This is a genomic window from Streptomyces mesophilus, from assembly GCF_011044995.1.
Classification (GTDB): Bacteria; Actinomycetota; Actinomycetes; order Streptomycetales; family Streptomycetaceae; genus Streptomyces; species Streptomyces mesophilus.
The window spans coordinates 13,398-27,445 of sequence record NZ_JAAKZW010000101.1; the positions used below are offsets into that span (position 1 = coordinate 13,398).

Sequence of the window (14,048 nt, forward strand, 5' to 3'; positions counted from 1 at the left end):
CGCGTACGCCGGGCGGGGCTCAGCGGGACTTGCCGCGTCCCAGGATCTTGCCGGTCCGCTCGGTGACGCCCCAGGCGGTGACCCGCCACAGCGCCTCGACCAGGATGTCGCGGCTCATCTTGGAGTCGCCCAGCTCGCGCTCGACGAAGGTGATCGGGACCTCGACGACATGGAATCCGGACTTGACCGCGCGCCGGGCGAGGTCGACCTGGAAGCAGTAGCCCTGCGAGGCGACGTCCTGCAGGCCGAGGCCTTCGAGGGTCTCCTTGCGGAAGGCGCGGAAGCCGCCGGTGACATCGCGGATCGGGACGTCCAGCATCAGCCGCGAGTACAGCGAGCCGCCACGGGAGATGAACTCACGGGACTTCGGCCAGTTGACCACCCGTCCGCCCGGCACCCAGCGCGAGCCGAGCACCAGGTCGGCGCCCTTGAGCGCGGTGAGCAGCCGGGGCAGCTCCTCGGGCTTGTGCGAGCCGTCGGCGTCCATCTCCACGAGCACGCCGTAGCCGTTCTCGATGCCCCAGCGGAAGCCCGCGAGATATGCGGCGCCGAGGCCCTCCTTGCCCTTGCGGTGCAGTACGTGGACGTGGTCGTCCTCGACGGCGAGTTCATCGGCGAACTTGCCGGTGCCGTCCGGGCTGTTGTCGTCGGCGACCAGGATGTGCGCCTCGGGCACCGCCGCGCGTACGCGGGCCACGATCGGCTTGACGTTCTCGGCCTCGTTGTACGTCGGAATGATCACCAACGTGGTGCCGAGCGGGCCGTATTCCCGCTGACCGCCGTCCATCACTGCGTGCCCCTTAATTCCAAAACGGATGCTCCACCATAGTGCTGCCCGCCACCCGACCTGCTGAGACGGGGGCGAGGGTGTCGCCGGAGCAAGAGGGAACGGTGCGGGAACAGGACCCGGCGCCCTTCGGGCCGACCTGGGACCCGCTGGCTGCGGGTCGACCGAAAGCCGTTGTCTACTGAGCGTCCGGGTCCCACCCGGGTCGCACCAATCCGGCCGGGCGGCACCTGCGTTCGCCCCCGAGGCGCTGACGCTGGGCCTGGCTCCCAGTGGCGGTGTGCCGGTGCGACACTCCGCCCCCATGACCCAGCTGCGTTCGACGACTGCGTGGAGGTGTCCCCGCCGGACGTCCTGTGGTGGACCCGGCCGAAACTACCCGTCCCACGCGCCCGTCTGTCAACACACGTTTCACCTGCGGCGTTTCACGGTAGCCCCAGCTCAACGCCGTGATCACGGGGCTCGTGCGGTGACCGGCCGGCCGCCGATCGGTGTCGCGCCACTCCGGACGGTCACTCGTTAGGCCGTACGAAGACCGTGCGGCCGCCCACCACGGTCTCCAGGCAGACCGGCAGCGCGGCGCCCGGTGTGAGGTCGGGCAGTCCGGGTGTGCCGGAGCGCGGGTCCGTGGACCAGCGGGCGACACGGTCGTCGGGCGCCTGGACGATCAGCTCGCCGGTCTGCCAGAGCGCGTAGTCGGCGGGCGCGCCCGGCACCAGGGTGCCCGCGTCGTCCCGGCCGACGGCCCGCCAGCCGCCCCGCGTATGCGCGGTGAACGCGGCCCGCACGGACACCCGGTGCTCGGGCGTGCGGTGGAAGGCCGCGGCCCGGACGGTGCCCCAGGGGTCGAGCGGGGTGACCGGGCTGTCCGAGCCGAAGGCCAGCGGGACGCCCGAACGCAGCAGCGCCGCGAAGGGGTTGAGGGTGCGGGCCCGCTCGGCGCCGAGCCGCTCGGCGTACATCCCGTCCTCGCCGCCCCACAGCGCGTCGAACGCGGGCTGCACGGAGGCGGTCAGGCCGAGTTCGGCGAAGGCGGCGATGGTGTCGGGGGTGAGCATCTCGGCGTGCTCGACACGGTGCCGTCCGGCCCGTACGCGGGCGAGGCCCAGCTTGTCGGCGGCGGTGCGGACCCCGGCGACCACCGTGCTCACCGCGGCGTCGCCGATGGCGTGGAAGCCGGCCTGGATGCCCGCCTCGGTGCAGGCCATGACGTGGACGGCCACGGCGGCCTCGTCGAGGTACGCGGTGCCGGTGTGGGAGCTGTCCGCGTATGCCTCGTGCAGACAGGCCGTGTGCGAGCCGAGCGCGCCGTCGACGAACAGGTCGCCGGCGGCGCCGAGGGCGCCCAGGTCGCGGATGCGGTCGGCGTCGGCGGCCGATTCCAGGGCCTTTGCCCAGTAGCCGACGACGCGCGGGCCGGGCTCGTCCTCGGCGAGCGCCAGGAGGCCGGTGAGGTCGTCCTCCGAGGAGATGTCGGGGCCCGCGCACTCGTGCACGGAACCGATGCCCAGCGAGGCCGCGTGCCGCAGCGCGGTGCGCTGGGCCTCGGCGCGCTGGACGGGCCCGATCGCGTCGTGCGCGGCACGCCGTACCGCGTGATGGGCGTCCTTGGTCAGCGGGGCGTCCCCCTCGAAGCCGGGCAGCTCGCGGACGCCGGGCACGAGGTCGAGCAGTGCGGTGGTGGCGACGGCGGAGTGCACATCGATCCGGGTCAGGTACAGCGGCCGTCCGCCGGTCGCCTCGTCCAGTTCGGTGCGGTGCGGTGCGCGGCGCTCGGGCCAGCGTGCGGCGTCCCAGCCGTGGCCGAGCAGGACCCGGTCGTCCGGGCGGCTCACCGCGTACTCCCGTACGCGGTCCAGCGCCTCGCGCAGATCCCGTACGTCCGAGAGGTCGAGCCCCGTGAGCGCGAGCCCGGTGGACGTGGTGTGCACATGCGCGTCGGTGAACGCCGGGGTGACCAGGGCCCCTTGGAGGTCCCGCACCTCGTCCACGCCTTCGGCGAACGCGTCGGCCGCGCCCTCGGAACCGACCCAGGCGATCTGCCCGCGCTCGACGACCATGGCGGTCGCGAACGGGTCGGCCGGACTGTGGACCTCACCGCCGCGCAGCAGCACGGTGCGGTGGTCGGGGGCGGTGGGGGTGCTCTCGCTCATGGGGAACAGTCTCGCGCCTCGTCAGCGGCGTTCCGGACGCGGGGGCCTCGTCCGAGTGCCGTGCGCCCTCAGATGCGCGGCGGGCGCGCCTCGTACGGCGTGGAGAGGCAGACCGTGGTGCGCGTCGAGACCCCGGCGAGGGCGCGGACCCGGCCGAGCAGGACCTCCAGCTCCAGCGGGGTGGAGACGCGCACCTTGAGGATGTAGTTCTCGTCGCCGGCGACGCTGTGGCAGGCCTCGATCTCGGGGACCCCGGCCAGCCGCTCGGCGATGTCGTCCGGGGCGCTGGGGTCGAAGGGCTTGACCGAGATGAACGCGGTCAGCGGCAGGCCGACGGCCTCCGGGTCGACCACGGCCGCGTATCCGCGGATGACGCCGCGCTGCTCGAGGCGGCGCACCCGCTGGTGCACGGCGGACGTGGACAGGCCCGTGGCCTTGCCCAGGTCGGTGTAGCTCATCCGCCCGTCCTTGACGAGCAGCTGCACGATCTGGCGGTCGAGGTCCTCCATGGCGCAAGAACCTACAGGGCCGTGATCCACGGGGATACCTGGGATCCGCACGGGCTTTTCAGAGGTACGGACCGTCGAAGGTCCCGCTGCGCCGGGGGCGATCGGCCGTGGCGGTGCGGTCCGTGGGAGGCGGACGCTTGGGGGTGTTCGAGGCGCGCTCCCGCCCGGGGTGCGCACACCGCGACCTGGGGCAGGTGTCATCTCCGATGCGACGCAGCGGCGTGATCGCGATCGGCAGTCTCTTCGTTCTCTGCGTGGGCTTCATCGCCTTCTGCGCGGAGCAGTACGTCTCGGTGATGGGCAGCCTCTGAGCAGGGACCGGGCCGAAGGAGCCTGCCGCGGGCGGAACCTCTCAACCCCTTTGTGACGAACGCCACACCTCTGCAACCGTGTCCACGCGGGTGGCGTGGTTAGGGCCACGAGCAGGCGGGAAGTGCTTGCTGTGGTCGAGGCCGCAGCGCCTTGTCGGCCCATTCCAGGGGGAGTACCCATGCAGAATCCCAAGCGCCCCGTTCGCAGCGCCCGCAGCAAGCAGCAGGCGCCGGTCGCAGCCGAACCGGAGGGCGTCGAACCGGAGAACGTCGACGGTTCCGAAGAGCTGGACGCCTACGACACGTTCGAGATGTACCGGGTGATCTGCCCGGACTGCGCACAGTCCATCGCGCTCCTCGCGGACGAGGACGTTCTGCCGCAGCACGCCAAGTGCCCCACTCCGTGGAACCCGTTCGGGCTCACCACGTGCTCGGGCACGGGCCGGGCGGCAGCGGACGCCCGTCCCGCCGAGGAAGGCTTCGAAGTCCAGGAGCAGGACACCGCGCTGCTTCTGACGCTCCCCCAGGGGCTCGACTGGCGGACGCAGCCCTTCTCGCACGTGGGCGGTCCGGGCTCGCGTCCCATCAAGCCGTCCTCGCTGCGCAGCGCCGCCTGAGACGGCGCCGCGCGCTGACGGAGCGTCAATCCCAGTAGCTGCCCTGCACCATGGCCGCCAGGCTGGCGTGGTGCAGGATCAGTTTGTCCACGTCCTTGGGGTCCGCCGGGACGGTCGTCTCGCCGAAGTGCACCTGCCGGTAGGCGACGCGGAGCATCACGACCGCGTGCCGCAGCGCCGCGTACAGCAGATGGAAATCCATGTCCCGCGGCGTGTGGCCGGTGAGTTCGCCATAGCGGGCCTCGATGCGGTCGCGGCGCAGGAAGTCCGGGAGCCCGGGCTGGCCGAACATCACGGTCAGGTCCTGGAAGAAGCGGTGCAGGTAGATCGTCCAGCCCAGGTCCACCTCGCGCGGGGCGAGTGCGGCCATCTCCCAGTCGAGTACGGCGGCAGGTTCGAAGCCGTCGTAGATGATGTTGCCGATGCGCGCATCACCCCAGTTGAGCACCGCCTCGCCCTCGTCGGCGGGCCACAGCTCCTCCAGGCGGTCGAAGGCCGTCTCGATCAGGGGTGAGCGGGCGACGTCGCGGACGACCCATTCGTAGTACGTACGCTGCGCCTCGACATGCCGTCGCAGCGCACTGCCGTCGCCGGGCGAGGCGAGGAACTCGGCCTCCTCGACGGGGAATTGGTCGTGCAGCTTGGCGATCAGGACGATGGAGGCCTCTTCGAGGCGCTCGCGCTCGGCGTCGCTCGCGGAGTGCAGCCAGTTCCCTTCGTACGTGTAGGGCATGACGTCGGGCGGAACGCGGCCCTCCTTGCGTTCCATCACGAAGAACGGTGCCCCGAGCGGGCCGGGGTCCGGCTCCAGCCACTGGACGCGTGGCACCGGGAGTTCGGTGTGCTCGCCGACGAGCCGCATGACGCGGTGCTGCCGTTCCATGTCGTACACCGGGAAGATCGTGTACGCCGAGGGGTCGGCCGCGAGGCGCAACGCGCAGGCGGTGAGCGGGGGTTCGGGGTGCTCGATGTCGAAGAGCAGGGTCTCGCTCGACATGCCGTTGGACTCGGGGACCGTGACATTGGTCGCCTTCGCGCCGGGCAGCCGGGCGGAGAGCCAGGCGGTCAGGAGGCGGCCGAGCTCTTCAGGATCGCGTGTGGTCGTGCGGGGGCGGGGTGCCGTGGCCATGGACGAACTCCTCTCGTGGACAGGCGCGTTCAGGGCGTGACCGCACAGGCGCGTTCAGGGCGCGACCGAGTCGAAGCCGGTGAAGCCGGAGGGATCGTGGCGGCCGAAGCTCCCGTGCTCGAAGATGCCGTAGCCCGTACGGCCGTCGAGGGTGAAGCGGGCGGCGTGGTCGATCACTCCGTACGCCGCGAGCGGGTGCGCGGACGGGTCCGCGAGGCCATAGGTGCGCCGGTCGGTCCAGCCATGGCCGCGCCAGGTGCCGTGCTGCCAGTCGTCGGCGGGCGGGTAGCCGGCGCCCACGGCCAGGGGGATCGAGGTGAGGCAGTCGACCGTCATCTCGACCGGCTTGCGGGAGGCGTCGGTGAGGTGGACGACGGCGCGTTCGGGGTGACGGCTGCCCGAGCGGTAGGTGATGTCGGCCTGGGGCCAGCCGAGTTGGACGTCGCGTTCGCCGTCGCGCACCTGCACGGCCCCGTTGAGGGTCCGGTAGCCGTCGGCGTCCTCCTGGGCGATCACCATGACGAAGCGGTCGTCGAACCGCACCGGTATCCAGAGCCAGTGGAACCCCTCGGTGCGCTCCTCGGCGCCGATCCGCCCGCCCTCCTCGCCGGGGATCGGCCGCACGCCCCAGCTGCGGTCACGGGTGCCGGTCCAGTTGTCGGCGCCGACCGCGATCTCCTCTCCCCCGACGCGGATGACGCCTTCGGGCCGCCCGGCCTGTACGTAGCGGCGGCCCTCCAGGGTGAGCCGGTCGCCCTTGCGCTGGGTGTGGTGGGGCTCCCAGAGGGCCGGGAAGTCGGCGGTCCAAGTGAGGTCGTACGCAAGGGAGTCGGGCCCTTCGGCGGCGCACTCCAGGCGGATGCGCTTCAGCGGTTCCTCGACCGTGATCTTCAGCGGGCCGACCTCCAGGCGCATCCGGTCGTCCCCGAGTGCGTCGGACGCACGTACGGCGTGCAGAGTGTCGCCGATACGCAAGGTGGCGTACGCGTCGATCACCCCCATGTTGGGGTAGACCCCCAGACCGAGGATGAGCAGGAACCGGCCCTCGTGGTCGAAGAGATGGAAGATGCAGCGGTCGTACGCGTTGCGGTCGCCGGTGGCGACATGCTTCATCGAGAGCGGTACCTGGTGGACGGGGTACTCGTCGAGCGGCACCGGACGGTCGTCTGCCACGGCAATCCTCCCTGGACACACGGCGGTTGCAGGGCGTGCGCCCCCTGCGGCGGAGATGACGGTACGTCAGTTACGCTGCGGGGGGCCATACTCGTGTAACCGGTCGTCAGACCTCGGTCCGCCGCGCTTCGGATGTCACCGGCCGCCTCGCCCGGGCCACCCTCCGAACTGAGCCGCGAATTCTTCCGGGGGTGTCCTGAGCACTTTTGCCGCGTTGGCCCGGCATGACCCCCTTGCACGAAGCACTCGGCAGGCGCCGCCGCACGCTCTACGTTCCCGCGGCCGGAGAATCGGTTCAGCAGACCGGTGACCATGGTGCGGTCCGCGCTTCCGACCCGCCCATCTACCGGGAGCTGCTGCGGAACTGGGCGGGCAAGGGGAAGACACTGCCGGGCCACCGCGACCCGGAGTGGACGCGGCTCACGGCGCCGATCGTGCGGCCGGGGGAATTCGGATCGGGAGAGCCGTTCGGGACGGGAGAGCCCTTCGGGTCGGCGGCGGGCGCGAGTGGCCGCCCGCCGCGTCAATACACCCCTGGGCCGGGCCAGTTCAGCGAGTCTCGGGACCCGCGAGGTGACGGGCGATGACCATCCGCTGGATCTGATTGGTGCCCTCGACGATCTGCAGCACCTTGGCCTCACGCATCAGACGCTCGACGGGGAAGTCCAGCGTGTACCCGTAACCACCGAGCACCTGGACCGCGTCGGTGGTGACCTTCATCGCGGCGTCGGTGCAGAACAGCTTGGCCATCGCGGCCTGCCGCGAGAACGGCCGTCCGGCGTCGCGCAGCCGGGCGGCGGCCAGGTACAGGGCACGGCCCGCCTCGATCTGGGTGGCCATGTCGGCGAGCATGAAGCGCAGACCCTGGAAGTCGGCGATCGGACGGCCGAACTGCTGCCGCTGCGTCGCGTAGGCGAGCGCCTCGTCGAGCGCGGCCTGCGCCACGCCGATCGCGCAGGCGGCGATGCCGAGCCGGCCGGAGTCGAGCGCGGACAGGGCGATCGCGAAGCCCTGGCCCTCGTCGCCGATACGGCGGGCGTCGCTCACGCGGACGCCGTCGAAGTGGAGTTGGGCGGTGGGCGAGCCCTTCATGCCCATCTTCTTCTCGGGCACGGCGGCCGTGAGGCCTTCGGCGTCGCCGGGCACGAGAAAGGCGCTGATCCCCCGGGAGCCCTCTGCCCCTGTGCGCGCGAGCACCGTGTAGAAGTCGGCGATCCCGCCGTGGGTGATCCAGGCCTTGGTGCCGTCGAGCACCCAGTCCTCGCCGTCCCGTACGGCCTTCGTACGCAGCGAGGCGGCGTCCGAGCCGGAGGACGGCTCCGAGAGGCAGTACGCGCCGAGCAGGCCGCCGCCGAGCATCGCGGGGAGGTGCTCGGTGCGCTGCTCCTTGGTGCCGTAGTTCGCGAGCGCATGGCAGGCGAGGGAGTGGACGCTGACGCCGAGACCGACCGTGAGACGGGCCGCGGCGAGCTCTTCGAGCACCTGGAGATAGACCTCGTACGGCTGCTCGCCGCCGCCGAACTCCTCGTCGTACGGCAGTCCGAGCAGGCCCGACTCGGAGAGCAGCGAGAACACCTCGCGCGGGAAGCGGCCGGCCTCCTCCTGTTCCGCGGCGCCGGGTGCGATCTCGCCCTTGATCAGCTCGCGGACGAGCATGAGCAGATCCGCGGCCTCCTCGGTGGGCAGCTGTCGGTCCACCGGTTGCGGGGCTCGGACGGTCATGGCGAGACTCCTCCCTGTCGGGCGCTGCGGCGGGCGCGCGCTCAGGGTGTTGGCCGCGCCGCCGAGGTCTGACTGCTCAGTCCTTGCCTCGGATACGGGTTGCGAAACCGGGGCGGAGACTGTGGCGGGATGAGTATGCCCGATGAAACGCTGCACGTCACCGGGTTCACGGCCGTTAACTTGCTCTCACTGGAGTCCGCGGGAGCGGCGCCTGTTCAGGGCGCGAAAGCAGTACTCAGAGCAGCCCGGTCTGCGAGACGAACATCGCCAGGACGACGACGAGGGTCCAGCCGGCGATGTGCTCGAGGATCTTCGGTCCGTTGTCCTTGGGCCCGCCGGTGCGGCTGCGGACGTACTCGGCGACCTCGGCGGTGGTGGCGGCGGCGCGGGCGCTGACTCGGGCGCTTGAGTTCATGGCTGTCTCGCTCACGGTGGTACTGCGGTGATGGTCCCTGGTGTCCCCCCAGGACGTCTCCACGGTGCCATTGCGGCAGGGCCCAGGGGTAGAGACGGAGGTCATGTGTGGGGTACTCCACTTGGTCCCGAATGTCCCGGGCCCTGGACTGGCAGATGAGCCCGGGAAACCCGATGCGGCGGGCCACAGGCGACCGCTAGCCTCCGGCCATGGATTCGGAAGCCTTCGTACCCGACGGGTTCGTACCGCCGACGTCACTGGTCGCCGACCGGTTCCGCCTCGAGCCGTTGGGGCCGCGGCACAACGCCGCCGATCACGCGGCATGGATGTCGAGCATCGAGCACATCCGGGCGACCCCGGGCTATCCGGACGGCTCCTGGCCGCCGCTCGACGGGATGTCACCCGAGGCCAATCTCGCCGATCTGCGCCGCCACGCCGAGGACTTCACCGCGCGCAAAGGGTTCACCTTCACCGTGCTCGACCCGGCCGACGACGACGTCATCGGCTGCGTCTACCTGTACCCCACGCCGTCTGCGGACCACGACGTCACGGTGCAGTCGTGGGTACGCGCCGACCGCGCCGCGCTCGACACCCCGCTCGCCGACGCCGTGGACGCCTGGCTCACCGCCGCATGGCCCTGGAAGCGCGTGGACCGCTGCGGCCGATGAGCCAGGCGGCTCCTCAGCTGATGCCGACCGATCGCAGCGCGGCCTTCTGCACGGCGCTCAGCCTGGCCGGGAAGTACAGGTAACAGACCCCGCCCGTGCCGGAGACGACCTTGCCGGTGGAGTTGTAGCGCTTGGTGCGGAGCCAGATGTTCTCCCACTCACGGCGCTTGTAGACGCGGCGTACGGCCTCGTTGCTGGGTGACGCCGGATCGTTGGCGATCACGTCGCCGTCCTCGGTGAAGCCGATCACGGTCATGAGGTGGCCGGCCGTGCCGTACCCCGCACCCGTGAGCTCCTCCTTGAGGAACGACTGTGACGTTATGGCCGGGATACCTGCCGCAATCAGCCGCTCGAGTTCGGTCAGCGAGCCGAGCCGGGTGACGACGCCCTGCAGCCCCTTGTACGTGGCCGCGTAGGCGGCGTTGAAGGGCCAGTTGCCACAGCCGTCGTACTGGTAGTCGAAGGTGTACCGGGCCGCATGGCAGACCTGCGGATCGGCGAAGTCGGGGTTCACCCAGGCCAGGTCCTCGGGGGTCGGGCCGCGCCCCCAGTACTCGATGATCATCGTCGAGGAGGTGGGGCTGCACCAGGCCTCGCCGCCGTTGTCGTACTCGGGGTACTGGCCGATGTGGGTGTTCTGCGAGTAGCGCGGCACCGGCAGTTCGCGGGCGAGAGCAGGCGTCGACGCGGGCACCTCGAAGCGGTCCGGTACATCGGAGCCCATGGCTCCGGCCCGCCACACGGTGGGCGTGACGCGGCTGCCCGGCTTGCGCAGGAGTGTCAGGCGCAGCTTGTACGAGGCCAGGCGCAGACCGGTCGCCGGGTCGTCGATCGCGAAGGTGTCGGTCCAGATCGAGCTCTTGTCGTCGCTCTGGTCGTCGACGGAGGTCCGCCGGATGTCGGCGTCACCGGCGGCCCAGCGGCCCATCACGTACCAGGGGGTGGGTGTGCCGTCGGAGTACGTGCCCTGGAGCTCGATCTCCAGCCAGGTACCCGCGGGGGTGTCGGCGTTCCAGGAGGCGATAACCTCCGTGGCCGGCACGGACAGGCGATGGGTGGGGCTGGTCCAGGTCGCGTACTCCCAGTTCGCGACGGTGCCGGTATGCGGGTCGGTGTACGCGCGCAGGCCGGCGGGCTTCGCGATCGCGAGGCCGGGGCGGGCGCCGGGCACGGCACGGGTGCCCTGCGCGGTTCCACCGCGCCAGTCGCCGTACGAGGTCCAGAAGCGGTTGTCCACGAGGCGATCCTGCACGGAGGGCTTCGTCGCGGATCGTCGTGGGGCGGCCGAAGAAGGTGAGACGGCGCCGGCCGCCGCGACGGCCACGGCCGCGGCGAGGACGGTTCTGCGGGAGGTCTGGTGCGGGGAGGTCATGGGGGCTCCTGGTCCAGAACGACGCGAACGGCGGTGACAAGGGCACGGGCGAGGCGAATCCGGACGGAATCCATCGCTACGGATGCCCGACAGGCGCCCACTATGGCCGTTCGCGGACCGCTTCTGCCAGGGTTTCGGCCCGCGTCGCGCCACCAATATTGGCCTGTACCACTGGCGTGACCTGCGGCGCCGTCGGGCAGCCGGGGTGATCGCCGTAGGCTTGAGGCCGATGAACGACTCCCTCCGCCCGCCGAGCCCACTCGCCGCCCTCGCAGCCGAGCTGCGCGCGCCGGCGCCGTCGTGCGGACCGGTCCGGCTCATCGGGATCGACGGGCACGCGGGCTCCGGAAAGTCGACCTTCGCCCGGCGCCTGGCCGCCGAGCTGGGCGGTGCGCCGGTGCTCGCGCTCGACGACATCCGCAGCCATGCCGAGCTCTTCGACTGGACCGACCGCTTCACCCGCGAGGTCCTGGAGCCGCTCGCGGCGGGCCGGAGCGCCCGCCCGGCCACGTACGACTGGAACGAGCGCCGCTTCCACCCCGGCCCGGCGATCGAGCCCGCGCCCGTCGTGCTCGTCGAGGGTGTGGGTGCCGGCCGGCGGGCGTTGCGGCCGTGGCTGGCGCGCCTTGTGTGGATGGAGCTGTCGGCCGGGCAGTCGTGGCGGCGCGGACGTGAGCGCGACGGTGTGGCGCAGCACGATTTCTGGGAGCAGTGGGAACCGGCCGAGGAACGGCACTTCGCCGAGGATCCTTCCCGGCCGTTCGCCGATGCCCTGGTACGACAGGTTCCCGAGGGGCATGAGGTGCTGCCGGGACCGGAGTTGGGCGCAGCCTGACCTCGATCCGTCACGGAACGTGACGGCGTGGCGGCGGTGCGCCTCGCGGCCGGAAAACGGTTCCCGAGAGTGCCCCAACTCGGCTTGACCGAGGGGTCGTACAGGACTTACGTTCTCAATGTGCGACCGCGAGCCGGTCGCCCGCAGACGCGAAGCCCCCGGTTGTTCCCCCGTGATCGGGGGCTTCGTTCTGCCCTTTGTCCCTTTCGCGTGCGCGCCTTGCCTTCAACTGCTCACCCTCGGTGACCATTTCGCGCCCCGGGGCGTGCTCCCCCGTGCCTCCCCCCGTGCCTCCGGCTTTGCCCCGCCGACTCGCGCGGCACCCTACGGCCGACGCCCGAGGCGCAGGTACGATGCCTCTCGGTGCGATCCCCGGGCCCGCCCGGATGATCGCCACCACGTCAACTCCCGGCACCAGAACGGCGGTTCGGCGAAGGCCGCCGACGGGCAGTCGCCCGGCGGCGCACCAACGGGGGCAGGTTTGTGGGGGACGTGATGGACTTCGGCACGCAGGGCGCATCGGCTCCGGCCGACCTGGCCTGGCTGCGAGGCGTCGACGCCTACACCATGGGCGCGTATCCACAGGCCGAGGAGGAGTTCAGAAGTGCGGTGCGCCTCGACCCCGGCATGGCCGACGGCTGGCTGGGGCTCCATGCGCTGAGAGTGGACACGACGACCGCGCTGTTACGGATGTACCGGCACCGCGACCGCTTCGGCGAGCAGCGCGCACGTCATCGCCGCACCCTCAACTCCTGGTACTGGCTGGGCTGGTGGGTCCAGCCGGTCCTCGAAAGCCCCCGCGATCTGCTGCTCGCCCACGCCTCCCACTGGCTCGACGGACGCCATGTGCCCGATCTCGACCGCGCGCTCGCGGGACTGCCTCCGGTGGACGCCGATCCGCAGGTGCGCTTTCTGCACGCGTGCCGCTCGTATCTGGTCAAGGACTGGGAGCAGCTCGTCCGGCACACCGATCCGCTGATCGACGACCATGCCCTCGGGATCGAGGCCGGTCTGTTCGGCGGGATGGCCCGGGTGCGGCTCGAGATGTACGGGCAGGCCGAACCGCTGCTCGCGGCGGCCCTGATGCGCTGCCGCAGCGAGCAGCCGCAGCGCAAGGAGCTGCGCTACTGGCTGGCGCGGGCCCATGAGGGCACCGGGCGCAGCGCGGCGGCGCTGCCGCTGTACCGGGCGGTGCACCGGGTCGACCCGGCGTTCATGGACACCTCCGCCCGGCTCGCGGCGATAGCCGACTACGACGGGATCGACGGCGCGGACGACAGCGGCGATTTCGGCTCCGTCACGCTGGCCGGCGTGGACGCGACCGATTACTCGGACGGCTATGACACCGCGTACGGCACCGAGGGCGGCGATCTGAAGGTCGGTACGGACACCGACCCGCCCGGTGGCGGTCAGCCGCCGGAGACCGATGCCGTACGCGAGAAGGCGCTCATCCCCGCCCAGGCGGGCCCTCCGACGCTGCCCACCGGCCCGGCCGATCCGGCGCTGTTGCAGGAGGCGCTCGCCGAGCTGGAGCGGATGGTCGGTCTCGAACCCGTGAAGCGCCAGGTCAAGGCGCTCTCCGCCCAGTTGAGGATGGCCCGGCTCCGGGCCGACAAGGGGCTGCCCGTCCAGCCGCCGAAACGGCACTTCGTCTTCTCCGGCCCCTCAGGCACCGGCAAGACCACGGTGGCCCGCATTCTCGGCCGGGTCTTCTACGCGCTCGGACTGCTCGGCGGCGATCACCTCGTGGAGGCCCAACGGGCCGATCTGGTGGGCGAGTTCCTCGGCCAGACCGCGGTCAAGGCCAATGAGCTGATCGACTCCGCGCTCGGCGGGGTGCTCTTCGTCGACGAGGCGTACGCGCTGTCCAACTCGGGCTACAGCAAGGGCGATGCGTACGGGGACGAGGCGCTGCAGGTGCTGCTCAAGCGCGCCGAGGACAACCGCGACCACCTCGTGGTGATCCTCGCGGGCTACCCCGAGGGCATGGACCGGCTGCTCGCCGCCAACCCCGGGCTCTCGTCGCGCTTCACGACCCGCGTGGACTTCCCCTCGTACCGGCCGCTCGAACTCACCGCCATCGGCGAGGTGCTCGCGGCCGAGAACGGCGATCGGTGGGATGCCGAGTCGCTCGACGAGCTGCGCTCGATCAGCGGGCATGTGGTCGACCAGGGGTGGATCGACGAGCTGGGCAACGGCCGCTTCCTGCGCACGCTGTACGAGAAGAGCTGCGCCTACCGGGATCTGCGGCTGTCCGGATACCCGGGCGAGCCGAGCGTCGAGGACCTGGCGACACTGCGGCTGCCGGATCTGATGCAGGCGTACGGAGAGGTGCTGTCGGGGCGGGGGCCGGGGGA

Annotated in this window: 12 protein-coding genes; 4 read left to right on the forward strand and 8 right to left on the reverse strand. The window is 71.3% G+C overall.

All coding sequences use genetic code 11. From position 1 onward, the window contains the following. Positions 1-19: 19 nt before the first annotated feature. The 3 genes from G6045_RS22530 to G6045_RS22540 all read right to left on the reverse strand — a co-directional run bounded on the left by G6045_RS22530 (position 20) and on the right by G6045_RS22540 (position 3,449). Positions 20-787, reverse strand: a complete 768-nt coding sequence (locus tag G6045_RS22530) for a polyprenol monophosphomannose synthase (RefSeq protein WP_165333863.1) — start codon at positions 785-787, stop codon at positions 20-22. Positions 788-1,299: 512 nt separating this feature from the next. Beyond that, entirely contained in the window at positions 1,300-2,940 is a 1,641-nt protein-coding gene (locus tag G6045_RS22535; RefSeq protein ID WP_165333864.1) for an amidohydrolase, read from the reverse strand. Between the two features lie 68 nt (positions 2,941-3,008). Further along, a complete protein-coding gene (locus G6045_RS22540) occupies positions 3,009-3,449 on the reverse strand; it encodes an Lrp/AsnC family transcriptional regulator (RefSeq protein WP_165333865.1) in 441 nt (146 codons plus the stop codon). 490 nt (positions 3,450-3,939) lie between these two features. Here G6045_RS22540 and G6045_RS22545 point away from each other — a divergent pair, with 490 nt between their 5' ends. Further along, positions 3,940-4,377, forward strand: coding sequence for a hypothetical protein (locus tag G6045_RS22545; protein WP_165333866.1), 438 nt, complete (start codon positions 3,940-3,942; stop codon positions 4,375-4,377). Positions 4,378-4,402: 25 nt separating this feature from the next. On the opposite strand, the gene G6045_RS22550 is transcribed toward G6045_RS22545, so the two are convergent. The 4 genes from G6045_RS22550 to G6045_RS22565 all read right to left on the reverse strand — a co-directional run bounded on the left by G6045_RS22550 (position 4,403) and on the right by G6045_RS22565 (position 8,831). After that, positions 4,403-5,506 (reverse strand): phosphotransferase family protein, encoded by a 1,104-nt coding sequence (locus tag G6045_RS22550; protein WP_165333867.1) that lies wholly within the window; start codon positions 5,504-5,506, stop codon positions 4,403-4,405. A 54-nt stretch (positions 5,507-5,560) separates the two neighbouring features. Then, positions 5,561-6,679: a DUF7064 domain-containing protein gene (locus G6045_RS22555; protein ID WP_165333868.1), complete on the reverse strand. Its 1,119-nt coding sequence runs from the start codon at positions 6,677-6,679 to the stop codon at positions 5,561-5,563. Between the two features lie 549 nt (positions 6,680-7,228). Then, a complete protein-coding gene (locus G6045_RS22560) occupies positions 7,229-8,401 on the reverse strand; it encodes an acyl-CoA dehydrogenase family protein (RefSeq protein WP_165333869.1) in 1,173 nt (390 codons plus the stop codon). Between the two features lie 235 nt (positions 8,402-8,636). Further along, on the reverse strand, positions 8,637-8,831 hold the full coding sequence (locus G6045_RS22565; RefSeq protein WP_328707866.1) for an SCO1431 family membrane protein: 195 nt from the start codon (positions 8,829-8,831) through the stop codon (positions 8,637-8,639). Between the two features lie 194 nt (positions 8,832-9,025). Here G6045_RS22565 and G6045_RS22570 point away from each other — a divergent pair, with 194 nt between their 5' ends. Further along, positions 9,026-9,484, forward strand: coding sequence for a GNAT family N-acetyltransferase (locus G6045_RS22570; RefSeq protein WP_165333870.1), 459 nt, complete (start codon positions 9,026-9,028; stop codon positions 9,482-9,484). Positions 9,485-9,497: 13 nt separating this feature from the next. On the opposite strand, the gene G6045_RS22575 is transcribed toward G6045_RS22570, so the two are convergent. Then, a complete protein-coding gene (locus G6045_RS22575) occupies positions 9,498-10,856 on the reverse strand; it encodes a peptidase C39 family protein (RefSeq protein ID WP_165333871.1) in 1,359 nt (452 codons plus the stop codon). Positions 10,857-11,085: 229 nt separating this feature from the next. Here G6045_RS22575 and G6045_RS22580 point away from each other — a divergent pair, with 229 nt between their 5' ends. Together G6045_RS22580 and G6045_RS22585 are read left to right on the forward strand one after the other, a co-directional pair. Next, entirely contained in the window at positions 11,086-11,691 is a 606-nt protein-coding gene (locus tag G6045_RS22580; RefSeq protein ID WP_165333872.1) for a uridine kinase family protein, read from the forward strand. A gap of 495 nt (positions 11,692-12,186) precedes the next feature. Continuing rightward, positions 12,187-14,048: AAA family ATPase (locus G6045_RS22585; RefSeq protein WP_165333873.1), on the forward strand; the 1,862-nt coding region annotated here is incomplete at its 3' end.